The sequence below is a fragment of the Vogesella facilis genome (assembly GCF_042648525.1).
Taxonomy (GTDB): Bacteria; Pseudomonadota; Gammaproteobacteria; order Burkholderiales; family Chromobacteriaceae; genus Vogesella; species Vogesella facilis.
On the sequence record NZ_JBHRXN010000002.1, the window covers coordinates 25,611 to 50,775 of the forward strand.

The 25,165-nt window shown below is 68.3% G+C and carries 21 protein-coding genes; 8 read left to right on the top strand and 13 right to left on the bottom strand.

Annotated elements, in window-relative coordinates:
* Positions 1-43: 43 nt before the first annotated feature.
* From ACFOLG_RS01280 to ACFOLG_RS01315, 8 genes are all read right to left on the bottom strand, one after another.
* Entirely contained in the window at positions 44-1,843 is a 1,800-nt protein-coding gene (locus ACFOLG_RS01280; RefSeq protein WP_386087584.1) for a hypothetical protein, read from the bottom strand.
* A 339-nt stretch (positions 1,844-2,182) separates the two neighbouring features.
* The gene (locus ACFOLG_RS01285; protein WP_386087586.1) at positions 2,183-2,824 is read right to left on the bottom strand and encodes a lytic transglycosylase domain-containing protein; all 642 of its coding nucleotides are present in this window, start codon (positions 2,822-2,824) and stop codon (positions 2,183-2,185) included.
* A gap of 12 nt (positions 2,825-2,836) precedes the next feature.
* Complete coding sequence (locus ACFOLG_RS01290; RefSeq protein WP_386087588.1) at positions 2,837-3,610, bottom strand: general secretion pathway protein GspB; 774 nt, start codon at positions 3,608-3,610, stop codon at positions 2,837-2,839.
* Between the two features lie 10 nt (positions 3,611-3,620).
* Complete coding sequence (locus ACFOLG_RS01295) at positions 3,621-5,246, bottom strand: ExeA family protein (RefSeq protein WP_386087590.1); 1,626 nt, start codon at positions 5,244-5,246, stop codon at positions 3,621-3,623.
* Between the two features lie 183 nt (positions 5,247-5,429).
* Complete coding sequence (locus ACFOLG_RS01300; protein ID WP_386087592.1) at positions 5,430-7,235, bottom strand: amidohydrolase; 1,806 nt, start codon at positions 7,233-7,235, stop codon at positions 5,430-5,432.
* A 131-nt stretch (positions 7,236-7,366) separates the two neighbouring features.
* A complete protein-coding gene (locus ACFOLG_RS01305; protein ID WP_386087593.1) occupies positions 7,367-8,467 on the bottom strand; it encodes a helix-turn-helix domain-containing protein in 1,101 nt (366 codons plus the stop codon).
* Positions 8,468-8,650: 183 nt separating this feature from the next.
* Positions 8,651-9,022, bottom strand: a complete 372-nt coding sequence (locus ACFOLG_RS01310) for a gamma-glutamylcyclotransferase family protein (protein WP_386087594.1) — start codon at positions 9,020-9,022, stop codon at positions 8,651-8,653.
* A gap of 3 nt (positions 9,023-9,025) precedes the next feature.
* Positions 9,026-9,700: a M24 family metallopeptidase gene (locus tag ACFOLG_RS01315; protein WP_386087595.1), complete on the bottom strand. Its 675-nt coding sequence runs from the start codon at positions 9,698-9,700 to the stop codon at positions 9,026-9,028.
* 303 nt (positions 9,701-10,003) lie between these two features.
* On the opposite strand from ACFOLG_RS01315, the gene ACFOLG_RS01320 reads away from it, so the two are divergent.
* Positions 10,004-10,432, top strand: coding sequence for a TOBE domain-containing protein (locus tag ACFOLG_RS01320; RefSeq protein WP_386087597.1), 429 nt, complete (start codon positions 10,004-10,006; stop codon positions 10,430-10,432).
* A gap of 143 nt (positions 10,433-10,575) precedes the next feature.
* Here the strand turns inward: ACFOLG_RS01320 and ACFOLG_RS01325 are convergent, their stop codons facing one another.
* Positions 10,576-11,820 carry an NADH:flavin oxidoreductase/NADH oxidase family protein gene (locus ACFOLG_RS01325; RefSeq protein ID WP_386087599.1) on the bottom strand — a complete coding sequence of 415 codons (1,245 nt, stop codon included), beginning with the start codon at positions 11,818-11,820 and terminating at the stop codon, positions 10,576-10,578.
* Positions 11,821-12,106: 286 nt separating this feature from the next.
* Between ACFOLG_RS01325 and ACFOLG_RS01330 the strand changes: the two genes are divergently transcribed.
* On the top strand, positions 12,107-12,910 hold the full coding sequence (locus tag ACFOLG_RS01330) for a type 1 glutamine amidotransferase domain-containing protein (RefSeq protein WP_386087601.1): 804 nt from the start codon (positions 12,107-12,109) through the stop codon (positions 12,908-12,910).
* A 39-nt stretch (positions 12,911-12,949) separates the two neighbouring features.
* Positions 12,950-13,372 carry a MerR family transcriptional regulator gene (locus ACFOLG_RS01335; protein ID WP_386087603.1) on the top strand — a complete coding sequence of 141 codons (423 nt, stop codon included), beginning with the start codon at positions 12,950-12,952 and terminating at the stop codon, positions 13,370-13,372.
* On the opposite strand, the gene ACFOLG_RS01340 is transcribed toward ACFOLG_RS01335, so the two are convergent.
* Positions 13,369-14,337: a LysR family transcriptional regulator gene (locus ACFOLG_RS01340; RefSeq protein WP_386087605.1), complete on the bottom strand. Its 969-nt coding sequence runs from the start codon at positions 14,335-14,337 to the stop codon at positions 13,369-13,371. The genes ACFOLG_RS01335 and ACFOLG_RS01340 overlap by 4 nt on opposite strands.
* 136 nt (positions 14,338-14,473) lie before the next feature.
* Here ACFOLG_RS01340 and ACFOLG_RS01345 point away from each other — a divergent pair, with 136 nt between their 5' ends.
* From ACFOLG_RS01345 to ACFOLG_RS01360, 4 genes are all read left to right on the top strand, one after another.
* Positions 14,474-15,622, top strand: a complete 1,149-nt coding sequence (locus tag ACFOLG_RS01345; RefSeq protein WP_386087607.1) for an iron-containing alcohol dehydrogenase — start codon at positions 14,474-14,476, stop codon at positions 15,620-15,622.
* Between the two features lie 247 nt (positions 15,623-15,869).
* On the top strand, positions 15,870-17,312 hold the full coding sequence (locus ACFOLG_RS01350) for an MFS transporter (protein ID WP_386087609.1): 1,443 nt from the start codon (positions 15,870-15,872) through the stop codon (positions 17,310-17,312).
* A gap of 21 nt (positions 17,313-17,333) precedes the next feature.
* A complete protein-coding gene (locus ACFOLG_RS01355) occupies positions 17,334-18,185 on the top strand; it encodes an aldo/keto reductase (protein ID WP_386087611.1) in 852 nt (283 codons plus the stop codon).
* 25 nt (positions 18,186-18,210) lie between these two features.
* Positions 18,211-18,639 (top strand): (R)-mandelonitrile lyase, encoded by a 429-nt coding sequence (locus ACFOLG_RS01360; protein WP_386087613.1) that lies wholly within the window; start codon positions 18,211-18,213, stop codon positions 18,637-18,639.
* Between the two features lie 245 nt (positions 18,640-18,884).
* On the opposite strand, the gene ACFOLG_RS01365 is transcribed toward ACFOLG_RS01360, so the two are convergent.
* Positions 18,885-20,972: a TonB-dependent siderophore receptor gene (locus ACFOLG_RS01365; protein ID WP_386087615.1), complete on the bottom strand. Its 2,088-nt coding sequence runs from the start codon at positions 20,970-20,972 to the stop codon at positions 18,885-18,887.
* Between the two features lie 130 nt (positions 20,973-21,102).
* Here ACFOLG_RS01365 and ACFOLG_RS01370 point away from each other — a divergent pair, with 130 nt between their 5' ends.
* Positions 21,103-22,188 carry a PepSY-associated TM helix domain-containing protein gene (locus ACFOLG_RS01370; RefSeq protein WP_386087617.1) on the top strand — a complete coding sequence of 362 codons (1,086 nt, stop codon included), beginning with the start codon at positions 21,103-21,105 and terminating at the stop codon, positions 22,186-22,188.
* An 87-nt stretch (positions 22,189-22,275) separates the two neighbouring features.
* On the opposite strand, the gene ACFOLG_RS01375 is transcribed toward ACFOLG_RS01370, so the two are convergent.
* Both ACFOLG_RS01375 and rsxC read right to left on the bottom strand, forming a co-directional pair.
* Positions 22,276-23,220 (bottom strand): RnfABCDGE type electron transport complex subunit D, encoded by a 945-nt coding sequence (locus ACFOLG_RS01375; protein WP_386087619.1) that lies wholly within the window; start codon positions 23,218-23,220, stop codon positions 22,276-22,278.
* Positions 23,217-24,605: an electron transport complex subunit RsxC gene (gene rsxC / locus ACFOLG_RS01380; RefSeq protein WP_386087621.1), complete on the bottom strand. Its 1,389-nt coding sequence runs from the start codon at positions 24,603-24,605 to the stop codon at positions 23,217-23,219. The genes ACFOLG_RS01375 and rsxC overlap by 4 nt, the downstream gene beginning before the upstream one ends.
* Positions 24,606-25,165: the final 560 nt, after the last annotated feature.

A 25,165-nucleotide genomic window follows, 5' to 3' on the forward strand; every position in this document is an offset into this window, starting at 1 on the left:
GAGGGGTTACCCTCCGCCTTTTTGCTGCCGTAGACAGGCAGGCTTAGTTGGTCGGAATCTCCAGCACGTCCGGGACGCCATCGACATCCAGGTCGCACAGGTAGCAGGTGGCGTCATCGCTGGCTGTACGCGATACACCGGACAGCACGCCGGTAGCGGTTGCCGTGGCAGTGTCCGAGAACTTGGCGTTGGACGGGCCACTCGGCACATCGGCCGCGGTCGGCACATACGAACCAGCCCAGCAGGCCTGGTCTCCCGGCTTCAGTTGGGTTGGTGCGGTGGCGGCGGTTTTGTAGTCGCTGCACAGTACCGGTTTCAGATCCGCGGCTTTGACCTTGGTATCGCTTACCAGCAGGCCATCCACCGCCTCGTTACCGCTGTTGGATACCTTGATCTTCACATCGGTTGCCAGGGTCAGCGGGTTGCTGCCGTTGACTACCAGGCGCATGCCGGCGCAATCCTTGACTACATCCAGCACGGAGTTCGGCGCGGCCTTGCAGGCATTGGCGCCAGTATCTCCGACTGTGGCAGAGGTCGACAGATCGCTGCCACCGGCTGCCGAGCCGGCAGTGACGGCAATCGAGTTGTTGAAGCTGTTCTTCGAGCCATCGCAGCTGATCGCTACCGTGACGGGCGCCGAACTATCCAGCGTATCGGCCACTTTCACGAAGGTATTGGCTGTTAGCGGGCCAGCTTTGGAGGTGTCGCCGTTGACGCTGACAATCTGGCAGCTTTCCCCAGTCAACGCGTCGGTTTCCTTGAACTGCACATTGTTCACCGCACCAGCCCCGGTGCTGTAAATCTTGATGGTGAACGGGCTGATGAAGGACACCGCATCACTATCCACCGTTGCCTGGCCGCAGGTTTTCTCGGCGCGGATGCCGCACAGTTTGAAGTCACCGACGGTGAAGTCGAACAGGGTGGAATTAGGCGTGGCGGAAGAACGAGTATCGGCCATGAACAGCGAGAAGCAGCTGGACAGATTGTTGGCGGTCAGGTCGATGCCGCCTTCAAAGAACATGCCCGTATCCAGGTCGGCCGCAGTCAGCCCCGGCTCGCTGGGGTTGGATTGCTTGGCCTTGGTCAGCCACGGGATGTCGGTACCGGCTTTCAGCGCCTTGCTGTTGACGGTGGCGCAGATGGTGCCGGTGGTGTTCTTGCAGTCCGCCCCGGTTACCACCGGGTTGTTAACGTCCAGGCTGCCATTGGCGCCGCCGTTCCAGCGGAATGCCTTGATGGTGCTGACGCCGCCACCCTTGGTGTACTCGGAGACGATCAGCAGGTCACCGTCCTGGTGGTTACCGCTGAAGTTGGTGGCCTTGGTGCCGGCAGTACAACCCACGGTGCCGTCTTTCAGAAACCAGAAGCCCACATCCTTGGTGCCCTCGTTGGAGGCCACCTCCATGGCGAAGTAAATGATGATGTGGCCGTCACCCGGGTTTTTGTACGCCACTGCGTACGCGTTCAGCACATCGGTCTTGTCGTTGACGTTATTGCTGCCAACGCACTGCCAGCCGCCACCGCCGATATTCAGGGTGTCCTTACTGCCGGTGGTGAAGGTGGTGCTGTCCTTGTTGGAGTTCGGGTCGAAGTCCCGCGAGAACGTGGGAGCAAAGAAGTTGGTGGGGGGCGACGTCTTGGGGATGCCGATGCCGCCGGTGACGGTGTACATGTCGGCCCAGTCGTTTGGCGCTGGGTTGAGGCTGTCGGCGATGATATTGCCGTCCATCTCCATATCCAGCTGATTGACGTTGGCCGCCGCCGCAGGTGTCAGGGTGCCCAGCATCATGGCCAGGCCCATACACACTGCCTTGAGCGTGCTGCTCAGTGTTGAAGATTTCACGATGACCTCCTCTGAATTCTCAAAGGCGGTTCCTGCCAAGGAATCGCGCGCGTGATCCCCCGCTCGCGGCAATGGTCGCGAGAATGTTCAAACCATATTGCTTGCTGTCGGCCACCGCTTCAGACAGCTGGTGTCTGCAGTTGGCCGCGGGTTGATGTGCTCGTTGACGACGCCTATGGACAGGTCGCGTATCCACCTCCTTCCAGCCGGATGGTATTAGGCACGCTTTATCCTAGGTTATTGTGAATTGAGTTTCAAAACTATGTGTAAAATATCCTGCTGGCAACAGTCGGCCATAGTCGTGCGCGAGTTGGCATGTTTGCGGCAGATCAGCGGGGTTCAGGGGCGCTGCAGGTTGCGGCTGTAGTGGTCCAGCACGCGCGGAATGTAGTTGCGGGTTTCCTGGTATGGTGGCACGGCGTTGTTGTAGCGCAGCACCGCCTGCTCGCCCGCGTTATAGGCGGCCAGCACCAGGTGCAGATTGTTCTGGAAGCGCGTCATCAGGTCGCGCAGGTACAGGGCACCGCCACGCATGTTCTGCTCCGGGTCGAGCGGGTCGGCCACGCCGTAGCGCTGCGCGGTGGCCGGCATCAGCTGCATCAGCCCGAGCGCGCCTTTCGGGGACACCGCCTGCGGGTTGTAGCCGGATTCGGCGGCGACCACGGCATGCAGCAGCGCCGCGTCCATGCTCAGGTCCTGCGCGGTGCGATCCACCAGCCCGCCCCAGCGCTGGCGCAGCTGCTGGCTGACGGCCAGATGCCGGCCGTGGCCCGTCGCCTGCGGCGGTTCGGCGGGGCCGCGCTGCAACAGGCGGTAGCGGTGATCCTGCGGCACATTGCTCAGATGCACCACGCCGTCGCTGTCGGTAAAGGCGTAGATGTCGCCGCTGCCGCCCCGCGCCAGGCCGCTGCCTGCCAGCATGAGCAGTGCCAGCAGCACTGGTCTGGTCAGCTTGGGGCGGGGTGGGGGGCGGCGGAACATGGCCATCTCCGGTCAGTACAGCCCGCGGCGGAAGCGGTAGCCCTTGTAGCGCAAGACGACGCCATCGGCCTGGATGCGCTCCAGTGTCATGCCGGCAATGATGTCGTCGCCGGTGCGGCGGGCACGGTCGTTGATGATGGCCAGCTGCTCGCCGTTGTCCGGCGACAGCGACAGCCCGGACACCACCACGCTCTTGTCCACCTCCTGCCGTAGCGCGGGCGGCAGCTCGCTGATGTCCAGCACCCGGTCACCATTCGCCGTGACGCCCTCGGCGGCGGCAGTCGCGGTTTTGGGCGGCACCTTGCTTGCGGGCGGCGCAGCGGGCAAGGGCGCAGCCTTGGCCTGCCGCTCGGGTTCGCGCCGTGCGCTCGTGCTGGTCGTTGTGGTGGCGGGTGGCGCGGCAATGGCGCGGCGTGGGGTGGCTTCCGGTGCGGGCGGCGGGACTGGCGCTGCCTGCTCGTCCGCGATGGCGGTGGGCGGCGCGGCGGGGGCGGCGGCTTGTGCGGCCAACGTTACGGGCGGGTGGGCGGCGACGGCTGCCGCCGGAGGTGGCACCTCGGCCACCTTGGCGCTGCTGGCGGGGGTGACGGCGGGACGCGGCCACCAGACTGCGGCCAACCCTGCCGCACACAGCAGCGCGCCAAGTGCCAGCAGGGCCGGTCGTGGCCGCTGCCGGCGCAGCGCGCGGCTCTCCGCCGGCTGGCTGTACACGCTTTGCAGCGTGGGCGCCGCCGCGCGCTGGCGTTCCTGTTCGGCTTTCAGCAGGGCATCGAGAATGTATGACATAAGCTGTTCCTCAGGCCGAGGTTGGCCGCAGCGTCAGCTGCGGGGCATCACGGCTGTCGTCGCCGTGCGCCAGCAGGATCAGCGTCAGCGGCCCGGCAATGCCGTCGGCGGGCACCCCCATGCGTTGCTGGAATTCGCGCAGCCGCTGTTCCAGCTGCTTGTCGAAGATCACGTCCCAGCGCTTGGGCGCACTGCTGCCGGCTTGCCGCTCCAGCCGTTGCCACAGCCAGGTGACGCCCAGGCCGCGGCTGCCCTGGCTCATCGGCCCCAGGTAGCCCGGCGGCGGGCGCCACAGCAGTTGATAGTTGCCATCCCACGCCGTCTGCAGCAGGCGGGTGGGCACGCGACGGCGCTCCTGGCCATTGCCGAGGATGGCCTGCTCCTGCTGCAGCTGTTCCAGCAGCAGATAGCCGTCTTCGCCGGCGATTTGCACGTGCAGCAGCGCCGGCAGGTTCAGCTGCTGCAGCAGCGCCAGATCGCCACGGCCGTGCAGGCAGGCCAGGCCGGCGAGCGCCACTTGCTGGCAGAATTCGTCCGCCGCGCCGCTGCCGGCGCTGAGCTGCCATTGCTGCAGCAAGGCAAGGTTGGCCGCCGGGGCGGCGGCCGGGGCGGGCAGGCTGTCGGCGGTCACGGGTGCCGGCGGTGTGGCGGTGGCCGGCCGCGGCGCCGGCGGCGCCTTGGGCGCGGTGCCGACCACGGCGACCGGCCGGGCCGGCGCTGGCGCCGTCGTCGGCGCCTGGCGGTACAGCAGCAGGGTGGAGGCGAGCGCGGTGGCGCTGACCAGCAGCGCGCCGGCGGTCAGCAGCTTCTGCCCGCGGCGGTGGCGCAATTCCGGGCCGAACACCTCGCTGGCAGCGGTGCGCAGGGTGGCCTTGTCGACCTCGCTCTTGCCCTGCACATAGCAGCCCAGCAGTGCGCGGTCGCACAGCAGGTTGAGCTTGCGCGGTATGCCGCCGCTGTAGCGGTGCAGCAGCGGCGTCAGCTTGTCCGGGAACAGGCTGCGGCTGCAGTCGGCTATCGCCAGCCGGTGATGGATGTAGTCGGCGATTTCGGCCGGCGGCAGCGGCCCCAGGTGGTAGCGCGACACGATGCGCTGCGACAGCTGGCGCAGCGACGGCTGCGCCAGCTTGTCGCGCAGCTCCGGCTGCCCCAGCAGGGCGATGTGCAGCAATTTGCGCTGGTCGGTTTCCAGGTTGGTGAGCAGCCGGATCTGCTCCAGCACGTCGTCGTCCAGGTTCTGCGCCTCGTCGATGATCACCAGCGTGGTGCGGCCCCTGGCGTGACTGTCCAGCAGGTAGCGGTTGATCCGGTCGAGGTATTCCTTGGAGCCAGGCGTGTCCGGCAGCGGAATGTGCAGCTCTTCGCACAGCGTGGACAGCAGCTCCTGCGCATTCAGCTTGGGGTTGAAGATCAGCGCGACATCGCATTCCGCCGGCAGCTGCTGCAGAAAGCAGCGGCACAGCGTGGTCTTGCCGGTGCCGATTTCACCGGTCAGCAACACGAAACCGCCATTGCTCATCGCCCCGTACATCAGGTGGGCAAGCGCTTCGCGGTGCTGCTGGCTCATGAACAGGAAGTGCGGGTCCGGCGCGATGGAGAACGGCAAGCCAGAGAAACCATAATGGTGTGTGTACATGATGGTTGGCTTCGGAAAAGCAGTACGGCTGATGTCAAAAAGTATAGTTAGCGCGCGGCAAATTACTAAGCGCCGCGGCGCGCATGCGGCCAACCTGGCCGGGCGGAAAGGTTGGCCGCAACCGCCAATCGCCGCGCGGCCGGCAGCATGCTGGCTGCCGGCCGCGCCCGGCTTGGGCCGCCGCTAGTGGAACGACGGCGCGCGCCACACCGTGTTGCCGCCCACTATGGTCAGCAGCACGCGGGTGGCGGCCAGTTGCGCGAGCGGGGCGCGCATGAAGTTCCGGTCCAGCACGATCAGGTCGGCGTACTTGCCCGGCTCGATGGAGCCGACTTGCCGCTCCAGCCGCAGCTCATAGGCGGCATGCATGGTAATAGCGCGCATGACATCGGCGCGGGACAGCAGCGGGTCGAGGTTGAGGCGGCCGCGGTACTCGGCGCCAAAGCCGGCCGGGTGCTGCGGGTCGCCGCTGCGGGTAACGCCGACGCGCAGATTGTAGAAATAGGCCATCGGGTCCACCGGCCAGTCGCTGCCGTAGGCGATGCGGGTGTCGGCACGGCGCAGGCTGCCTTCCGGCTCCATGCGGGCATAGCGCTGCTTGCCCAGCTGCTTTTCCACCGCCTCCACCGAGTACGGCGCGCGCTGCGCCCACTGGAACGACATCACCGCGCTGGTGTTCAGCTGCTTGAAGCGGCGGTAGTCCGCCGGGTCCACCAGCTCGGCGTGGGCAATCGCCGGGCGGAAGTCCTGCAACCCCGGCTGGCTGCGGGTGTGCGCCACCGCGTCCAGCGCCTGGCGCACGGTGGCGTCGCCGATGGCGTGCATGTGCACGTCCAGCCCCTGGCGCGCCGCCTGCAGCAGCACGGCGTTCACCTGCTGCTGGCTGAAGTAGCCCTCGCCCAGCTGCTGGCCCGGCAGCCATTCGGCATGCTTGTCCTTGGCCGCTTCCACCCGGTACGGCGCCAGCAGGTGCGCGGTCTGCGCCGGCGCCTGCAGCACGCCGTCCATCCACAGCTTGATATTGCTGACGCGGATGCCCGGCTGGCTGCCGGCGTCGGCATTGTATTTGGCGGCGATGGCCTTGACGCCGGCCACCGCCGCCACCGGGTCGTTGGCCTCGTCCGGGGTGACCTTGATCGCGAACTGCGCGCGCGCGGTCAGCGCCTGCTGCCGCTGCAGCGCGGCGAACACCTGCACCTCGCGCTCGTCGCTCAGCGCCGACAGGAAGGTGGTGACGCCGGCCTCGCCGAACTTGCCCAGCGCCAGGCGCGCAAAGCGCTGCTGTTCGCTGTCGCTGGCCTGCGGCTTGCTGTTGTCGCTGAGCAGCACCGCGCCGTCTTCCAGCATGCCGCTGGGCTCACCGTTGGCCGCACGGCCGATCACGCCGCCCGGCGGGTTGACGCTTTGCGCGGTGATGCCGGCCGCCTGCAGCGCCGGGCTGTTGTTGAGGCGGGAGTGGTTGTCGATCGAGGTGACGATGATCGGGCGCTGCTGGCTGATGGCATCCAGATCGGCCTTCACCGGGTCGCGGTCCAGCTTCACCGTGGCCTGGCGATCCCAGTTCACCACCTCCAGCCAGGCGCTGTCCGGCGTGCCGGCCTTGTCGGCGAGACAGGCGCGCACCTTGTCCTGCAGCTGCGCCACCGTTACCGGCTTGTAATCCAGGCTGCACTTGGTCATGCCCTCGCCACCGGTCAGCGGGTGCACGTGGCCGTCCACCAGGCCGGGCATCAGCATCTTGCCGCGCAGGTCGATCTGCCGGGTGTGCGGGCCGATGTAGCGGGCCAGCGCGCGGTTGCTGCCGACAAACACGATGCGGCCATCCTTGACCGCCACCGCCTGGCGCACGGTGTCGTGGCGGTCGACGGTGTAGACGTAGCCATTCTTGAATACCGTGTCGGCGGCGGGGGCGGCGTGGGCCTGCGCCGACAGCAGGCTGATGATGGCCAGCGCCAGCGGCCGCTGGCAGGCAAACTGGGGATGCGACATGTTCTCCTCGTCTTTCTAATGGTTGGCCTTGCCGTGCCGGGCGGCATGGCAAGTGTGTCCACTATATGAAACGAGGGGTGGCGGCCGGGTATCTCCTCGCCTGGATTGTGTAGCCGCAGGCGCGGTGCGCGTCAGGTGCCGGCCTCGCGGGCAAACTGGCGCGGCGTTTTGCCGGTGTAGCGCTTGAAGGCGCGGAAAAAGCTCACCCGCTCGACATAGCCAAGCCGCGCCGCGATCTGCTCGATGCTCAGCACGCCCTGCCGCAGCTCGGCGCAGGCATAGGCCATGCGCACCTGTTCCAGCAGCGCGGAGAAGCTGGTCTGTTCGTCGCGCAGGTGTGCCTGCAGGGTGCTGGGCGCCAGGTGCAGTGCCTGCGCCGCCTGCTGCAGCGTGGGTGTGCTGCAGGCAATGGCGCCAGCCAGCCAGTGCAGCAGGCGCTCCCGGCTCGATGCCTCGCGGCGGCAGGCGGCCAGCTGTTTTTCGCAGGCGCGCAGCACCGCCGCCTGGGTGTCGGCATCGTACGACAGCAGCGGGGTGTCGACCCAGGCCAGCGGCAGGGTCAGCTGGTTGTGCCCGGCGGCGAACTGGATGTTGCCGGGAAAGCAGCGGTACATCTCGTCGGCGTAGCCGGGCTCGGGGTAGACGAAGGACAGCTCGGCCTGCTGCATCTCGGTGATGTACGGCAGCAGCTCGGCGATGCCGGTCCACAGCGAGAACATCCAGTCCTCGATCAGGCAGCGATGCTCGATGGCCGCCTGCTGCGGAAACTGCAGCACCAGCCGCTGCGGGGTGTAGTAGACCTCGAGCCCGCTGTAGCCGGCCAGCGTCTGGTAGCGGCGGGCGGTGGCGAACAGCTCGCGCAGGTTCCGGCTGCTGTGCAGCGCGTAGCCGAAGGTGCCGAGGTCGGTCAGCCGGCTCATCGCCCCCATGCGCACGCCCAGCGCCGGCAACGGTAGCTCGTTGACCAGCAGGGTCAGCAGCTGCGAGAAGTGGCGGGTCTCGAACGCCGGCTGGCCGTCCGCACCGGTGGCCGGCGCCGGTTGCAGGCGCGCCAGCCAGGCGGCGCGGTCGACGGTGAACTTGCTGCCGGCCAGCTGCAGCAGCAGCTCCATCCAGCGCGCCACGGTATCGGGCGCGGGCAGCTTGATCGGTGGCCGCTTGTGATCCAGCCCCTGGATGAAGTCGTAGCGGATGGGGCGGTCGGGGGTGTGGTCGGGTGTCTTGGGCGGCATAGGGTGCGAGCGGGGGCCGCGGCGGGATGCGGCCAACTTGGTGCCGTCCGGGGCGGCGCGGCGATTACGGCACAGGCTACCAACAAGCGGCGGCGGCAACAACGCGGGCGGGTGGACTCCCTGGCTGTCGCCTGCCCCGGCGAGTGCGCCACGCTCGCCCGTTGCGCGCCGGGGCCGGGCGCGCTATGCCTCCGCCGCCGGCTGGGGCGCGGCGGCGTAGACCCAGGCCTGGCGGCCCGATACCAGCTGCACCGCCACCCGGCTGTAGGCGGCCACCTCGTAACCATCCGCCGCCTGCAGCTCGGCGTCGGTCAGCAGCAGCACGGCGCCGGCCACGCTGTCTGCCGGGTTGCCGCTGGCGCGGATGATGGGATGGTGGCGCTTGCCGCTGGTCCTTATCACTTCCGGGTCGTGGATTTCCAGCTGTTCCAGCCGGTAGCCGGCGAGCACGTCCGGCCGGGTGTCCAGCTTGCGGCCGAAGGTGGCCAGCTGCACCTGTTCCAGTTGCAGGGTGCCGTAGGAAAACAGCGCTTGCGTGGCTTGCGGGTGGGACATCGCTTACTCCTCGCGGACCAGCAGGTCTTCGTAAAAGGCGCCGAACTGGCCGGCGGGGTCGGCAATCTGGATTTCCAGAATCCACAGCCCGCTGTCCGGGCAGGCGGCAAAGTCGCCCAGGCTGCCGGCCTGGTAGATGGCATGCGGAAAGTCGGACACCCGGTGGCCCTTGATGTCCAGGTTGAGCTGCCAGCCCATGGCCTGGGCGCGCTGCTCGGCAAAGTGGTACAGCGCCGGGCCGGCCAGCTGCTCGCGCAGCCATTTTTCCTTCACCTCCTGCCACAGCTGGCGTGCCGCGTGGGCACAGGCCAGTTTGCGCGGGTCGTCGCCGAGCACGAAGCTGTCGCCGGCATCGCCTTCGTGGCCTTCCCACACCACGCCCAGGTCGATGAAGAAGATATCGTCCGGCTGCAGCACATTGTCCGGGTCGATCGGCTGGTTGAAGGTTTTCAGCGTGCTGCGGCCAAAGCGGATGATGCTGCCGTGCCAGATGCGCTGCATGCCCATGCGCTCCAGCTCTTCCTTGGCCAGCTGCTTGGCCTGCAACTCGGTGATGCCGGGCTGCAGCAGTTTGGCGATGCGCTGCACCGCCAGCATGGTCTGGTCGCGGGCGATGATCATCTTGTCCAGCGCGAAGGCGGCGCCAGTAGCTTCCGGCGGGTAGGTGGCAACTGTCATGGCGGGGTGTCCGTTGAGGGGGAGCCACGAGTGTAGGGCCTGTCAGCGGGCGGCGCATGGGTAGTGCTGCGCCGCCGTATGCGGCCAACCTTGCGGCGTTGCTAGGGTGCCACGGCGGCGGCCTACGCCGGAAGAGGTACAGGCAAGGCAAACCCGGCGGCATATACTGCCGGGGCATGCCGAGGCACCCCGCGTTCCCCGGCGTCGCCGACACAAGCCCCGGCCAGCGCCGCGTTTGCCGAGCCTGGCGCAACGGTGTCGGCGCCTGTTAATGACATCACTCGGATTGCAAGGAATACACACATGCTGACCAGCGCACGTAACCAGTTTGCCGGCAAGGTAAGCGCCATCAAGCCCGGCGCCATCAATGACGAGATCGACCTCACCCTGCCCGGCGGCGATGTCATCACCGCCGTCATCACCCAGCAGAGCACCGTGAACCTGGAGCTGCAGGTGGGCAGCGACGCGCTGGCCATCATCAAGGCACCGTGGGTGATCCTGGCCAACCCGGATTCCGGCATCAAGCTGTCCACCCGCAACCGCCTGGAAGGCAGCGTAACCGCCATCCAGCAGGGCGCCGTCAATGCCGAGGTGGAGATCAAGCTCAACGGCGGCGACAAGCTGGTGGCCATTGTCACGCTGGACAGCGCTGCCGGGCTGGGCCTGGCGGTGGGCAAGCCGGTGGTGGCGTTCTTCAAGGCGTCGCACGTGATCGTGGGCGTCAAGGGCTGAGGCCCGCGCGCCGCCATTGCCTGCTGCCCCCGCCGCATCTTGCCGCCAAACCCCCGTGCCAAGGCCGGGGGTTTTTGCTGCCGCGCCGCGGCCAACCCTGGTGCCGCATGGCACGCTTGAGGGGGCCGAGCCGGCCGGGCGGCTCAGGTGGGGAGGGCGGCGGCCTGGGCCGCCATCCAGCGCCGATAGCGGTAGTTGCGCAGCTTGGTGTCGCATTGCTGCTGCAGCAGCGCCAGCGCCGGGGCCACCCCGGGGCGGCTGGCCAGGCCGCGGCTGAGGCGACGCAGCTGGTATTTCACCATTGCCATATAGCCGACCGAGGCCAGCACCTTGTTTTTCCAGGGGATGGCGCGCAGCTGCGGCGAGGCCGCGGTGTCGGCGCGCCAGGTGCGCGGCAGCTGCGGGTCGATCGCCAGCGCGGTGGCCATGCCGGCCACCGCCACGCCGCTTTGCAGCACCTGCTCTACCACCGGGTAACGGCGGATGCCGCCGGTGACCATGATGGGCATCTGCGCCACGGCGGCGATGTCGCGGGCGAACTCCAAGAAGTAGGCCTCGCGTGCCAGGGTGCGGCCGTCGCGCGTCTGGCCGTGCATCGCCGGTGCCTCGTAGCTGCCGCCGGACAGCTCGATCAGGTCCACCCCCAGCGGATTCAGCATCGCTACGACCTGTTTGGCGTCGTCGGCGCTGAAGCCGCCGCGCTGGAAGTCGGCCGAGTTGAGCTTCACCGCCACGGCAAAGCCGGGGCTGACCGCGGCGCGCACGTCGCGCACGATGTCCAGCAGCAGGCGGGCGCGGTTCGCCAGGCTGCCGCCCCAGCGGTCGCTGCGCTGGTTGCTCAGCGGTGACAGAAACTGGCTGAGCAGGTAGCCGTGCGCGGCGTGGATCTGCACACCGTTGAAGCCGAACTGCTCCGCCAGCTGCGCGCTGCGCACAAAGCGCGCCTGCAGCGCGGCGATGTCGGCTGCCGTCATGGCGCGCGCGGTGCGGAACTGTCTGGAGAACTTGCCCAGCGCCAGTGCCACCGCCGACGGCGCGATGGTGTCCTGCCCCAGCGCGGCCGGCATCTGGCGGCCGGGGTGGTTGAGCTGCATCCAGACCTGCGCCCCCTGCGCGCGGGCGGCGGCGGACCACTGCGCAAAGCGGGCGCCGTGCTGCGCCGACTCCAGCACCACGCCGCCGGGGCCGGTCATGGCGCGGCGGTCCACCATCACGTTGCCGGTGATCAGCAGCCCCACGCCGCCTTCCGCCCAACTGCGGTACAGGCGGATCAGCTCGGCGGATGGCGCGTGATCCTGGTCGGCCATGTTTTCCTCCATGGCGGCTTTGGCCAGGCGGTTTAGCAGCTGGCTGCCGTTGGGCAGCGGCAGGGTGGTGAAGGGGCTCATCGTGGTCTCCCGGGTAGCGAAGGCGGCACGATAAGCTTGAAGCGCGCTGCAAGGTCAAGCGCGGTGCGGCACGCATTTCGCCACGGCCGGCGGCGGCAGCATGGCGACACCGCAGTGGCGTGCATTGCGATTTTTGCCGGGATGGCGGCATGGAGCTGGCAAGCAAGGCGGGCGCTTGACATTAAAGTGCGCTGCAAACTTAGCATCGCGGTTGCCAGTTGCCGCACTGGCCGGCGCGGCCGGTGGGGGGCGGGCGAAATGTTCTACCATGGGGAGGAAATAACCGATGTCCATGTGCTACCGGCTTGCCTTGCTGCTCACGTCGCTACTGATGATGAAAACCGCCATCGCCGCACCCACTCCCGCATCGTTCGCCCGCGCCGGCAAGGTGCTGGTGGTGATGACCAATCACGACCACTACCCGGGCCGGAGCCAGCGTACCGGGCTGTGGCTCACCGAGTTGACCCACGTGTACGACGCGCTGCAGGGCGCCGGCTATGGCGTGGATTTCGTCAGCCCGCATGGCGGGGCGGTGCCGCTGGATCAGCGCAGCCTGGGCTGGCTGTATACCGATGCCGCGGCCAGGGCGCATCTGCAAGACCCGGCCTTCATGGCCCTGCTGCAGTCGACGACGCCTGCGGCCAACGTTGACCCCACCGCCTACCGCGCCATCTTCTACACCGGGGGGCACGGCACCATGTGGGACTACCGGGGTAGTAAGGAACTCAAGCGCATTGCCGAAGGCATCTACCGCCACGGCGGCATTGTGTCGTCGGTCTGCCACGGCGCGGCCGGCCTGCTGGACCTGCAGGCCGCGGATGGCAGCCCGCTGCTGGCCGGGCGTAGCGTGACCGGCTTTTCCAATGTCGAGGAGGCGCTGTCCGGGGTGAAGGACCAGGTGCCCTATCTGCTGCAAAGCGAGCTGGAAGCCAGCGGCGCCCGCTACGAGAAGTCGCTCATCCCGTTCGGCCGCTTCGTGCTGACCGATGGCCGCCTGGTCACCGGGCAGAACCCCGGCTCCAGCAAGGCGGTGGCGCAGGCGCTGCTGGCGGCCCTGCAGCAACAGGCCGCTGCGCGCCGCCAGCCCTGAGCCGGCCGGCATTCCGCTAATCGTTGCAGAGGAAAACGCATGAAAATCGGCGAACTGGCCAAGCGCAGCGGCATGGCGGCCTCGGCCATCCGCTTCTATGAATCCCGTGGCCTGCTGCCGCTGGCGAGCCGGCAGACCAACGGCTACCGCGACTACCCGCCGGAAGCGCTGGCGGTGCTGGCCATCATCCGCGATGCGCAGCAGGCCGGTTTCTCGCTGGCGGAAATCAAGCAGATCCTGCCGGCGGACATCACCGCCTGGCAGCACGACGCACTGCTGGCCACGCTGCGGCGCAAGGTGGCGGAAATCGAGGCGCTGCAGGCGCGACTGGCGCAAAACAAGGCGCACATCCAGTCGCTGATCGCGCTGATCGACGCCAGGCCGCAGGACATGGACTGCAAGCACAACGCCGCGCGGGTGATGGCCAGTCTGGGCATTGCCGGCGACAAGCAGGCCGGCTAACCGCGCATTGCCGCCAGCCCGGCGCCATTGGCCTGGGCCAGTTCCTTGCCGCTGAGCACGAAATCGGCGCTGTCCAGCAGCCGGTCCACTGCCAGGTCGATGAAGCGGCGCACCCTGGCCGGCTGCGCCGCGCGGCTGCCATAGTAGACGAACAGGCTGTAATGATCGGCCATGTGCTCCAGCAGGATGGGCACCAGCCGGCCGCTGCGGATCAGCGGCGCGGCGGTGGGGGCGGCCAGCTGGCCGATCACCTCGCCGGCCAGCACCGCGCGCAACTCCATGCCCTCGTCGTTGGTGCAGAACGCCGGGTTCACCGGCTGATCCTGCATGTTGTCGCCCACCCGTACCCGCCACGGCACCACCCGGCCGTCGCTGGCCCGGCGGAAGGCGCTGCAGCGGTGCGAACTCAGCTCGTACAGGCTCTGTGGCAGGCCGTGCTTGCGCAAATAGCTCGGCGCGGCGCAGATGATCAGCTGCATCGGAAACAGCCGCCGCGCCACCACGCCTTCCTGCGGCGAGTTGCCCAGCCGGAAGCCGACGTCGATGCGATCCTCCACCCAGTTGCCGATGCGGTCGTCCAGCTGCACATCGAGCTGCACCTCGGGGTAGAGCCGGCAGTATTCGTCCATCACCGGGCCGATCACCGACTGCAGCACCGAGCGCGGCCCGACCAGCCGCAACGGCCCGGCCAGGTCGTCCTTGCTCTGCCGCACGGCCGACAGCGCCTGCTGGAAGCCGAGTAGCGACGGCTGCACCGCCTCCAGAAAACGCTGGCCCTCCTCGGTGAGCGACATGCTGCGGGTGGTGCGGTGGAACAGCCGCACCCCCAGATGCTGCTCCAGCTGCCCCAGTGCCTTGCTCGCCGCCTGCGGCGAAATCTGCTGCGCCTCGGCGGCCTTGCTCAGGCTGCCGAACTCGGCGGTGCGCACGAAGGTGGTAATGGAACGTAGCTCGTTGATGGACATCGCCTGGCACCGTCAATCCGATTAACATCGAAAAGTTGTAGATAATTCAAATAATAGCCCACTAGTTTCATGCTTATCCAGCCACTAAAGTGGCGGCCATCAACTATCCCGCTCATCACGGAGCAAGAGGCCCAGCATGGACAACTTTACTTTCTTCAACCCCACCAAAATCGACTTCGGCACCGGCAAGGAGCAGCAGATCGGCCAGCACCTGGCCGAGCACGGCGTGCGCAAAGTGCTGCTGTGCTTCGGCAGCGAGCGCATCAAGCGCGACGGCCTGTTCGCCAGCGTGAGCACGAGTCTGGCCGCGCATGACATCGAGTGGGTCGAGTTCGGCGGCATCGTCAGCAACCCGGTGCTGTCCAAGGTGCGCGACGGCATCGCGCTGGCACGCGGCCACCAGGTCGGCGCCGTGCTCAGCGTCGGTGGCGGCTCGGTGCTGGACAGCAGCAAGGCCATTGCCGCCGGCGTGCCGTACCAGGGCGACGTGTGGGACCTGTTCATCGGCAAGGCCGCCATTGACGCGGCACTGCCGGTGTTCTCCATTCTCACCCTGGCCGCCACCGGCAGCGAGATGAACAGCGGCGCGGTGGTGACCAACGAGGCCACCAAGGAGAAGTTCGCCATCCAGTCGGTGCATTCCTTCCCGCGGGTGTCCATCGTCAACCCGGCGCTGATGCAGACCGTGTCGCGCGACTACCTGGTGTATTCCGCCGCCGACATCATCGCGCACTGCATCGAGGGCTATTTCACCGCCACCGTGCAGCCCACGCTGCACTCGCGCATGGTGGAAGCCATCATCAATACCGTGATCGACACCACCGAGACGCTGCTGGCCAACCCGGCCGACTACGCCGCGCGCGCCGAATTCGCCTGGGCCTCCACCCAGGCGCTGAACGGGCTGATCTACGCCGGCACCGCCGGCTTCAACTACCCGAACCACATGATCGAGCACGCGCTGTCGGCGCTGTTCAACGTGCCGCACGGCGCCGGGCTGTCGGTGATCATGCCGGCGTGGATGAAGTGGTATCACCAGCGCAACCCGGCGCAGTTCCAGCGCCTGGCGCACTACGTGTTCGGCGTGGATACCCCGCAGCAGGGCATCGCCGCGCTGGAAGCCTGGTTCGACAAGATCGGCACCCCCACGCGCCTGTCGCAGCTGGGCATCGGCGAGGCGGACCTGCCGGCCATTACCGACAACGTGCTGGGCAATGCGCAGTGGTTCGGCATCGCCGACATCTACAGCCGCGAGGTGGTGGCCACCATTCTGCGTAACGCACTCTGAGCACGCTGCCGCAGCGGGCGGCGGCTGGTGTCTGCCGCCCGTGGCCAGCCGCCTGGCCGCCAGCGGCCTGCGGCCAACCTTTCGCCACCGCCGCGCCCGCTACGGCGCGGCGGAAGACAAGCGCACGGATAGCCACACATGCACCGACTACTGAACCTGGGCGCGCGCCGCAGCATCCCCGACGGAGCGCCGGCCCGTCGCCTACGCCGCGCGCAGCTGGCCGCCGCCAGCCGGGAGTGAACACGCAATGAGCAGCAAACCAAGCCTGCCCGCCAACCGCCGGGCGGTGCTGGCCATCATCATGGCCAGCTATCTGATGATCCTGATCGACGTCTCCATCGTCATTACCGGCCTGCCCAAGATCCAGGCCGGGCTGGGCTTTGGCGCCGCCGGGCTGTCCTGGGTGCAGAACGCCTACACCCTGGCACTGGGCGGGCTGCTGCTGCTGGGCGCCCGCGCCGGCGACATCCTCGGCCGCCGCCGCATGCTGCTGCTGGGGCTGGCGATCTTCACCCTGGCCTCGCTGGCCATCGCGCTGGCGCAGACGCCGGCCTGGCTGTTGGCCGCACGGGCGCTGCAGGGGGCGGGTTCCGCCATCCTGGCGCCGGCGACGCTGGCGCTGCTGTCCACCCATTTTGCCGAAGGGCCGGAGCGCACCCGCGCGCTGTCCTTATATGCCGCCACCGCCGGCATCGGCGCCACGCTGGGGCTGGTGCTGGGCGGGCTGTTTGCCGAGCTGTTTTCCTGGCGCGCCGGCTTTCTCATCAACCTGCCGATCGGCGCCGTGCTGATGCTGGGCGCACGGCGCTACCTCCACGAAACCCCGCGGCAGGGCGGGCGGCTGGATATCGCCGGCGCCGCCAGCTCCACCCTGGGCATGACCGCGCTGGTCTACGGCCTGGTGCGGGCGGCGGAGCAGGGCTGGGGCGACTGGCTGACGCTGACAACGTTGGCCGCAGGGCTGCTGCTGCTGGGTGCTTTCCTGCTGCTGGAGGCGCGGGTACGCCAGCCCATCCTGCCGCTGCGGCTGTTTGCCAGCCGCGAGCGCAGCGGCGCCTACGCCGCGCGCATGCTGTTTCTGGGCGGCATGGTCGGGTTCTGGTTCTTTACCACCCAGTTCCTGCAGGGCGTGCTGGGCTTCACCCCCTTGCAGGCCGGGCTGGCGTTCCTGCCCACCACCTTGCCCAATTTCGTCTCTGCCATGCTGGTGCCGCGGTTGACGCCGCGGCTCGGCGGCGCCCGGCTGCTGGCCATCGGCTTGCTGGCGTGTCTGGCCGGGCTGGCCTGGCTGGGGCAGGTATCGGCCGGCACGCACTACTTCAGCGGTATTGCGCTGCCGATGCTGTTGATCGGCCTGGGCCAGGGGGTGGTGCTGCCGCCGCTGACCGTGTTCGCCGTCGCCGGGGTGAGCCGCGACGACGCCGGCGCCGCCTCGGGGCTGGTCAACGTGGCGCACCAGCTGGGTGGCGCCATCGGCCTGGGCGTGCTGGTGGTGGTGTTCGCCGCCGCGGTGCCGGTGCAGCTGGCCGGCGCGCCGCTGCTGGCGCACCGCATCGCCATGGTGATGGACGGCAGCGCGGTGATGCTGGCACTGGCACTGCTGGTGACGCTGCTATTGATCCTGCCGGCGCATGCCCGAGCGCGGGCGCCGCAGGCCGACAACGCGCAGTTGGCGCGCACGAAACCATAACGCTGCGAAAGGAAAGACCGCATGCAGACCACCACACTGAACAATGGCGTGCAGATGCCGCTACAGGGCTTCGGCGTGTACCAGATGAGCGACCCCGCCGAGTGCGAGGCCAGCGTGGCCGCCGCGCTGCGCACCGGCTACCGCCTGATCGATACCGCCGCCTCCTACGGCAATGAAGCGGCAGTTGGCCGCGCCATCGCCGCCAGCGGCATCCCGCGCGAACAGCTGTTCATCACCACCAAGCTGTGGCTGCACGACAGCGGCTACGACAAAACCCTGCAGGCGTTCGACCGCTCGCTGGCGCGGCTGCAGCTGGACTACCTGGACCTGTACCTGATCCACCAGCCCTACGGCGACGTGCACGGCTCGTGGCGGGCGATGGAGGCGCTGTACCAGGCCGGCCGCATCCGCGCCATCGGCGTCAGCAACTTCCAGCCGGACCGGGTGATGGACCTGGTGCTGCACAACCAGGTGCTACCGGCGGTGAACCAGATCGAGACCCACCCGTTCTGCCAGCAGAGCGCCAGCGCGCAGTTCCTGCAGCAGCTGGGCATACAGATCGAATCCTGGGGGCCGTTCGCCGAGGGGCGCCACAACCTGTTCGGCAATGCGCTGCTGCAAGACATCGCCACGCGGCATGGCCGCACAGTGGCGCAGGTGGTGCTGCGCTGGCTGCTGCAGCGCGGGGTGGTGGCCATTCCCAAATCGGTGCGGCCGGAACGCATGGCCGAGAACTTCGCCATCGGCGATTTCGAGCTGAGCGCGGCGGACATGGCCGCCATCGCCACGCTGGATACCGGCAGCAGCGCCTTCTTCGATCACCGTGATCCGGCGATGGTGAAGTGGCTGTATGAAGCGCATCGCCCGACCTGAGCCAGACTGCAAATAAGGAACCAAGATGACTGAACAAACCATCCCCACCGCCGGCAAGCTGGTGGTGGCCCGCGCCGGTGCGCAAGCCTCCTACCCGGGGCCGGCCGAATGCTTCACCGGTAGCGTGCGGGTGGACCCGCTGTTTGCGCCGCAAGCCCCCGCCGCCGGCTCCGGCGCGCTGGTGACCTTCGAACCCGGCGCGCGTACCGCCTGGCACAGCCACCCGCTAGGGCAGACGCTGATCGTCACCGCCGGCTGCGGCCGCGTGCAGCAGTGGGGCGGTGCGGTGCAGGAGATCCGCCCCGGCGACGTGGTGACCATTCCGGCCGACTGCAAACACTGGCACGGCGCCGCACCCAGCACGGCGATGAGCCACATCGCCATCCAGGAGCAGTTGCAGGGTAGCGCGGTGAGCTGGCTGGAACAGGTCAGCACCGCGCAATACCGGGGCTGACACCGGGGCGTGCTGCCCGCAAGCGGGCCGGTAGCATGCGGATCGCCGCTGGCCGCGGCGTTAAGGGCGTGCACCGTGGCCTGTCGCCTTGGCGGGCGGTAGAGCGTGGTCGCGCCAGCCATGCGGCCAACCTTTGCGCCGTCGTGCCGTCAGCGCGGCACGCTGCCCACCGCAAAACACCCCGGCCAATGGCCGGGGTGTTGCTTGGCCTGGCGCGCTAGCCGGGCCGGCGCTGGCGGCAAGGCTCAGAACGACAGCCGGGTCTGTACGCTGATCTCGCGCGGGTCGCCGATCTTCACCTGCAGCGCGCTGCCGCTGCTGGAGCTGTAGTAGGTCTTGTCGAACAGGTTCTTCACGTTCAGCTGCACGTCCAGTTTGTTGGCGCCCAGCTTGCTCTGCCAGGCGACGAAGGCGTCGGTCACCTGGTAGCGCGGCAGTTCGAAGCTGTTGCTGGCGTCGCCCTGGCGGGTGCCGACATAGCGCATGCCGCCGCCGGCACGCCAGCGCGCACCCTGCGCGTCGCGGCCGAAGTCGTAGGCCAGCGACACGCCGCCGCTATGGCGCGGCACGTTGAACAGCTGCTTGCCAACGTTGGCCGCAAGGTCCTCGGTGACCTTGGCGTCGGTGTGCGCGTAGTTGGCGATCACCGACAGCTGGCGAGTCAGCTGGCCGCTGACATCCAGCTCCAGCCCTTGCGAGCGCACCTTGCCCACCGCGCGGCTGACATCGTTCTCGCTCACCAGCACATTGCTTTTCTCGATGCGGAACAACGCCAGGCTGGCGCTGATGCCGCCGTGTTCGTACTTGCCACCCACTTCGTGCACGATGCCGCGCTCCGGGTCGAAGCTCACGCCGTCGCTGGCGGTGTTGGGCTTGAACGATTCGCTGTAGTTGCCGTACAGCGACCACTGCGGCGCCAGCTTGTACAGCAGCCCCAGCTGCGGCAGCAGCACGTCGCCGCTGCTGCGGGCGGTGATGCTGTACGGGCGGCCGCTGCCGTCTTCCTGCTGGTAGTGCTGGTAGCGGCTGCCCAGGCTGGCGGTCCAGCCGCTGGCGAAGTCCCAGTTGTCCTGCAGCACCAGCGCCTGGGTGTCGATGTCGCTGCGGGTGTCGCTCTTGCTGCTGCTGAGTTTGCTGGGGTAGGCCAGCGTGCCGTACACCGGGTTGTAGACGTTGAAGCTGCTGTTGTTGACGCCTTGCAGCACGTCGCCCTTGGCCTCGCGCAGCTGTTCGCTTTCCAGCACCACGGCCGGTTCGTGGCGCTGGCCGAACAGCAATACATCGCCCTGCAGGCGGGTGGACAGCAGCAGGGTGGTGTTGTCGAAGCCGCGGTTGCCGTCGGCGCGGCGGGTCAGCACGCCGGTAGTGGCGTTGTAGGACACCGGGCGCGCCTGGTTGTCGCTGTACTGCAGCTGGTTCCAGCCTAGGTTGGCCTTCAGCTGCCAGCTGTCGTTCAGCTGCCGGCTGTAGCTGCCGTTCAGCGCCTGCGAAGTGCCCTCGGCGATGTTCCAGGCCTCGTCCAGGCGCTGTTCGCGCGGGATATTGATTGGCTTGCCGTTGGCGAACACCGTGCCGCGGTCATACGGGGTCTTGAAGTCTAGGTATTCGTAGGCGAGCAGGGCGCTGCTGCTGCCGTCCTGCCAGGCCAGCGACGGCGCGATCAGCTTGCGGCGGGTGTTGCCGAAGTTGCGCCAGTAGTCGCTTTCTTCCAGTTCTCCAATCACGCGGTAGGCCAGGCCGCTGTCGCCCAGCGGGCCGGTGAGGTCGAAGTCGGTGGCGCCGCCGCCGAAGCTGCTGCTGCGCAGGCCGACACTGCCTTGCTGGCTGTACTGCGGCTTCTTGCTGATGACGTTGATCACCCCGCCCGGTTCCTGGATGCCGTACAGCAGCGAAGCCGGCCCCTTGAGTACCTCCACGCTGTCGCTGGTGACGCCGAAGTTGCGCAAGGTGGCGGCGCGCACGCCGTCGCGCAGGATGCTGCCGTCGCCGCGGCTGCCAAAGCCGCGGCGGATGAAGCTGTCGGCGATGCCGGCCAGGGTGTTGGTCTCCACCACGCCGCTGACATTGTTCACCGCCTCCTGCAGCGTGCGCGCCTGCTGGTCGCGGATCACTTGCGGCGGCACCACCGCCACTGCCTGCGGCGTGTCGAGCGCGGCGCGCTCGTAGCCGCTGCTGACGGACTTGGCGGGCTGGTAACTGTTGGCTTGCTGCGCGGGGGCGGTTACCACCACGGTGGCCAGCTCGGTGCTGTCGCCGGCATCGGCGGCGTGGCTGGCGGCGGGCAGCAGCTGGCCCAGCAGCAGGGTGGTGGAAAGCAGGGAGGGCGTTTTCATGCGTGTTAGCTTGGTCTTGTTGTAAATGCGACGAATTATCGTTCGTGATACAATTTGCTGCAATGCCACAACCGGCTGTTTACCCAATTCACCCGCCTGGCATGTCACGCATGCCGGCACCGGATACTTCATGAAACGTTACCTGATACTGCTGCACCGCTACCTGGGCCTGGGCTGCGCCGGTTTCCTGCTGCTGCTGGGCCTTAGCGGCAGCCTGCTGGTGTTCCGCGCCGAAATCGAAACCGCCGGCGGCCTGCGCCCGGCGCCTGCGGCCAACGTGGCCGGCTACCAGGCGCTGGCCGACGCGGTGCTGGCGCGCTATCCCGGCGCCGATTTCAACCTGCGCTTTGCCGCGCCCGGCGAGGCGGTGCAGGTGCGGCTGCATCTGGCGGATGCCGAGCGGCGCCTGTGGCTGGACGGCGGCAGCGCCGCCATAGCCTCGGACCAGGCCGATGGCCAGGGGCTGTTCGACTGGCTGCTGCAACTGCACGAAACCCTGCTGCTGGGCGAGGCCGGCGAAACCCTGGGCGGCATCTGCGCGCTGCTGCTGATGCTGCTGGCCATCAGCGGCCTGGTGTACTGGTGGCCGCGTGACTGGTCGCGCGCCTGGCAGCTGCGCCGTGGCAAGGGCGCGCGGGTGTGGCTGGGCGATCTGCACCGGCTGGTGGGCATGGGTTGCAGCGTGCTGCTGCTGAGCGCCGGCCTGACCGGTGCCTACCAGGTGTTTAACCGCCCGGTGAATGGCTGGATCAACGGCTGGTATGGCTACCACGCGCCGGCCAAGCTGAAGCTCAAGCCGGCGCCGGGTGCGGCGCGGCTGCCGCTGGACCTGCTGGTGCGCAACGCAGCGCAGGCGCTGCCGGGCGCGCGGCTGGTGGACATCAAATATGAATCGAAAGCGGGCAAGCCCTTGCTGCTGCGCTGGCGGCAGGCCGGCGAGCTGCATCCCAACGGCCGCAGCAATGTGGAGGTGGACCCGTACAGCGGCCGGCTGCTGCGGGTAACGCCGGTGGCACAGGCGGCGCCGGCGGTGCGGCTCACCAGCTGGGTGTACGGCCTGCACACCGGCAGCATCGGCGGCTGGCCGCTGCGCGTGCTGCTGCTGCTGGCCGGCGCGGGCCTGGCGCTGCTGTCCGCCAGCGGGGTGTACCAGTGGCTGGCGCGCCGCCACAAACAGCGGCAGGCCAGGGCAACGTTGGCCGCCAGCCGCGCCTGAGCTGGCGGCGGCCAAGCCATGCCGCCACATAAAGCAACACCCCGCCGATGTGCGGGGTGTTTTGCTTGCCGGCCGCTGCGGGGCGGGCTACTTGCGCACGCTGTGCCAGCCCAGGCCCGGCGGGTTGAGTTTGCGCGCCAGCTGGTTCAGCTGCGGCACCAGCATATTGGCCGCCAGCACGGCAAAGCACAGGCCGTCGGCGTACAGGCCGAACTCGCGCACCAGCTCGGTCACCACGCCGATGGCCAGCCCGAACAGGATGCGGCCAACCTTGCAGTCCGGGCTGGTCACCGGGTCGGTGGCGATGAAGAACGCCGCGAACATATAGCCGCCCAGTGTCAGGCTGTGCAGGCTTTCCTGCAGATTGTGGCCGGCGGCCATGCACAGCAGCACCGAGCTGGCCATCATCGCCAGCGGGATCTCCAGCCGGCTCACCCGCAACAGCCCCAGCAGCAGGCCGCCGGCCAGGTAGCCGCTCCACGACACGAGCGGCGCAGGGCTGTCCAGCAGCTCGTGCGCCAGCGGCGTGGCGCTGCTCAGCGCGTCCAGCTCCAGGCGCGGTGCCAGCAGCAGCTGTTGCTGCAGGATGGTGGCGACATCCAGTTGCAGCGTCCACGGTGCGTGGAAGCCGGGCGCCGGGTACTGCAACTGGTAGAAGCACACCGCCACCACGCCCAGGCCGGCCATCACCGGGTTGAGGCGGTTCTTGCCCAGGCCGCCGCTGCCATGCTTCACCAGCCCCAGCGCCACCAGCGTGGCCAGCGCCATCAGCCACAGCGGCGACAGCAGCGGCAGCGCGCGCGCCATCAGGCAGCCGCAGACCAGCCAGCTCATATCGCCCAGGCCGTGGCGGATGTCCTCGCGGCGCAGGTGCAGGCACAGGGTTTCCACCAGCAGCGCCAGCAGGATGCACCAGCCGGCCTGCAGCCAGACCACGGCGCCAAACTGCCAGGCATGCAGCACGGTGCCGGGCAGCAGGGCCAGCACCACGGCCAGCATGATGCCGTGGACGGTAGTGGGCCGCAGCGTCATGGCCGTACTCCCAGCCAGATGGTGCGCTTGGCCTGGCGGAAGCTGTCGCGCAGCGGCAGCTTGCTCGGGCAGACATGGCTGCAGGCGCCGCATTCGATGCAGGCGCCCAGCTGTTCCTGTTGCAGCGCGGCGCGATCCTGCTGCTGGCAGGCGCTCAGCAGCTGCAGCGGGCGCAGCGCCATCGGGCAGGCGTCGACGCAGCGGTTGCAGCGGATGCACGGCCGGCTGGCCGCCGCCGCCGGCCGGAAGGCCCCGGCCTGCACCAGCAGCCCGCTGGTGGTCTTGCTGACCACGGCGCCGGCGTCGGCCAGCGTGCGCCCCATCATCGGGCCGCCCACGTGCACGCAGCCATCGCCCTGCGCTTGCGCCGCCGCCAGCACGCTGGCCACCGGCAGGCCGATCGGCACCTCGACATTGCCCGGCTGCGCCACCGCGCCGCTGACGGTGACAATGCGGCTGACCAGCGGCCGGCCGTGCAGCACGGCGCGCCCCAGCGCGTAGACGGTGGCGACATTCAGCACCATCACCCCCACCTCGGCCGGCAGTTTGCCGGGCGGCAGTGTGCGCCCGGTCAGGCTCTTGATCAGCAAAGGTTGGCCGCCGGCGGGGTAGCGCAGCGGCAGTGGCAGCACTTCGATCGGGCGTTCATGGCCGGCTGCGGCCTGGCGCAGCGCAGCAATGGCCTGCGGTTTGTTGGGTTCCACGCCAATGCGCACGCGGCCGATGGCGAACACGCTGGCCAGCAGCGCCGCCGCGGCGATGATCTCGCCGGCGCGCTCGCGCATCAGGCGGTCGTCGCAGGTCAGGAACGGTTCGCACTCGGCGCCGTTGATCAGCAGCGTGTCCGGGCTGGCGCCCTGCAGCTTCAGCCCGGTGGGAAAGCCGGCGCCACCCAGCCCCACCAGCCCCATCTGCATGGCGAATGCCGCTAGCAGGCCGGGCGTGAGTGGGCCGTCCGGGTGGCAGGGCGGCGCCCATTCATCCAGGCCGTCGGCGGCGATGCGCACCGCCGGCTGACGCTGCTCGCCATCGGCCACGGGGCAGTCGTCGATGGCGGTGACCACGCCGGAGGTAGAGGCGTGCGCCCACACCGTGCCGGCCGGGCCATCGCCGATCACCTCGCCCTTGCGCACGCGCTGGCCGACCTGCACGCAGGCTTGCGCCTGGCTGCGGCCGTGCGTCAGCGGGATGGCCAGCTCCAGCCCGGCCACGGGCAGCGAGCGGATGGGGCTGTGGTTGGACAGCTGCTTGTGGCCGCGCAGGCGCACCCCGCCGCGCCAATGTCCACGCTGTTGCACGCTGTCGAGCAACTGTCTGAGCAGGGGGAGCTGGCGGACGGCAAACGGCAGCTGCTGGGAGAAGCGGGCAGAAATCGTCAATGTCATGGGAACTTTTAGACGCGGCAGTAATCGGCTCGCGCCGCAGTGTATCCATGTATCAAAACAAATACAAATCGTTATCATTTTTATACAAAACTGCAGGTGGACGGCGCGGCGGCGCTGGCCGGCAGCGCGCTGCCGGGCGGGGTAGGGCGGCTGTACGGGGCGGTGTGCTTGGCTTGGCGTCGCGGGGCGGTGCGGGGCGGCTAGTCATGCCAAGGTTGGCCGCAGCGCCGGCCTGCCGTTGCGGCCAACCTTGCGTATGCCGGCGCCGGCGCTACGCCAAGCGCACCCCACCTTCGCCGTGTCGTGCCGGCCGCCGGTGATCCCCCCCAACCCCTGCCGCGGCAGTACCTGACGGCTCCATCCCCATGCACCACCCCGCCGGCTTGGCGCTTGCTGCAGTACGGCGGGTCTTTGTGCGCCGTGCCGGGCGGCGGCCGCGTTGCGCCGCTGTCATGGTCGCCGCCGCGGGCTTTGCATAACTGCATTACCAAAAGTATGTGAAAGGGTGCAGAAAATGTAACTGGATGCAGTGAATAGAATTGATACGCTGTAGTTAAGCA

Excerpts from the sequence above, each read along its gene's own strand:
- ACFOLG_RS01310 (WP_386087594.1), bottom strand. The coding sequence starts at position 9,022 with ATGTCCCACCCGCAAGCCACGCAAGCGCTGTTTTCCTACGGCACCCTG.
- ACFOLG_RS01355 (WP_386087611.1), top strand. The coding sequence starts at position 17,334 with ATGCAGACCACCACACTGAACAATGGCGTGCAGATGCCGCTACAGGGC.
- ACFOLG_RS01360 (WP_386087613.1), top strand. The coding sequence starts at position 18,211 with ATGACTGAACAAACCATCCCCACCGCCGGCAAGCTGGTGGTGGCCCGC.
- ACFOLG_RS01295 (WP_386087590.1), bottom strand. The coding sequence starts at position 5,246 with ATGTACACACACCATTATGGTTTCTCTGGCTTGCCGTTCTCCATCGCG.
- ACFOLG_RS01300 (WP_386087592.1), bottom strand. The coding sequence starts at position 7,235 with ATGTCGCATCCCCAGTTTGCCTGCCAGCGGCCGCTGGCGCTGGCCATC.
- ACFOLG_RS01330 (WP_386087601.1), top strand. The coding sequence starts at position 12,107 with ATGTCCATGTGCTACCGGCTTGCCTTGCTGCTCACGTCGCTACTGATG.
- ACFOLG_RS01340 (WP_386087605.1), bottom strand. The coding sequence starts at position 14,337 with ATGTCCATCAACGAGCTACGTTCCATTACCACCTTCGTGCGCACCGCC.
- ACFOLG_RS01325 (WP_386087599.1), bottom strand. The coding sequence starts at position 11,820 with ATGAGCCCCTTCACCACCCTGCCGCTGCCCAACGGCAGCCAGCTGCTA.
- ACFOLG_RS01345 (WP_386087607.1), top strand. The coding sequence starts at position 14,474 with ATGGACAACTTTACTTTCTTCAACCCCACCAAAATCGACTTCGGCACC.
- ACFOLG_RS01305 (WP_386087593.1), bottom strand. The coding sequence starts at position 8,467 with ATGCCGCCCAAGACACCCGACCACACCCCCGACCGCCCCATCCGCTAC.
- ACFOLG_RS01375 (WP_386087619.1), bottom strand. The coding sequence starts at position 23,220 with ATGACGCTGCGGCCCACTACCGTCCACGGCATCATGCTGGCCGTGGTG.
- ACFOLG_RS01315 (WP_386087595.1), bottom strand. The coding sequence starts at position 9,700 with ATGACAGTTGCCACCTACCCGCCGGAAGCTACTGGCGCCGCCTTCGCG.
- ACFOLG_RS01370 (WP_386087617.1), top strand. The coding sequence starts at position 21,103 with ATGAAACGTTACCTGATACTGCTGCACCGCTACCTGGGCCTGGGCTGC.
- ACFOLG_RS01350 (WP_386087609.1), top strand. The coding sequence starts at position 15,870 with ATGAGCAGCAAACCAAGCCTGCCCGCCAACCGCCGGGCGGTGCTGGCC.
- rsxC (WP_386087621.1), bottom strand. The coding sequence starts at position 24,605 with ATGACATTGACGATTTCTGCCCGCTTCTCCCAGCAGCTGCCGTTTGCC.
- ACFOLG_RS01335 (WP_386087603.1), top strand. The coding sequence starts at position 12,950 with ATGAAAATCGGCGAACTGGCCAAGCGCAGCGGCATGGCGGCCTCGGCC.
- ACFOLG_RS01320 (WP_386087597.1), top strand. The coding sequence starts at position 10,004 with ATGCTGACCAGCGCACGTAACCAGTTTGCCGGCAAGGTAAGCGCCATC.
- ACFOLG_RS01290 (WP_386087588.1), bottom strand. The coding sequence starts at position 3,610 with ATGTCATACATTCTCGATGCCCTGCTGAAAGCCGAACAGGAACGCCAG.
- ACFOLG_RS01365 (WP_386087615.1), bottom strand. The coding sequence starts at position 20,972 with ATGAAAACGCCCTCCCTGCTTTCCACCACCCTGCTGCTGGGCCAGCTG.
- ACFOLG_RS01285 (WP_386087586.1), bottom strand. The coding sequence starts at position 2,824 with ATGTTCCGCCGCCCCCCACCCCGCCCCAAGCTGACCAGACCAGTGCTG.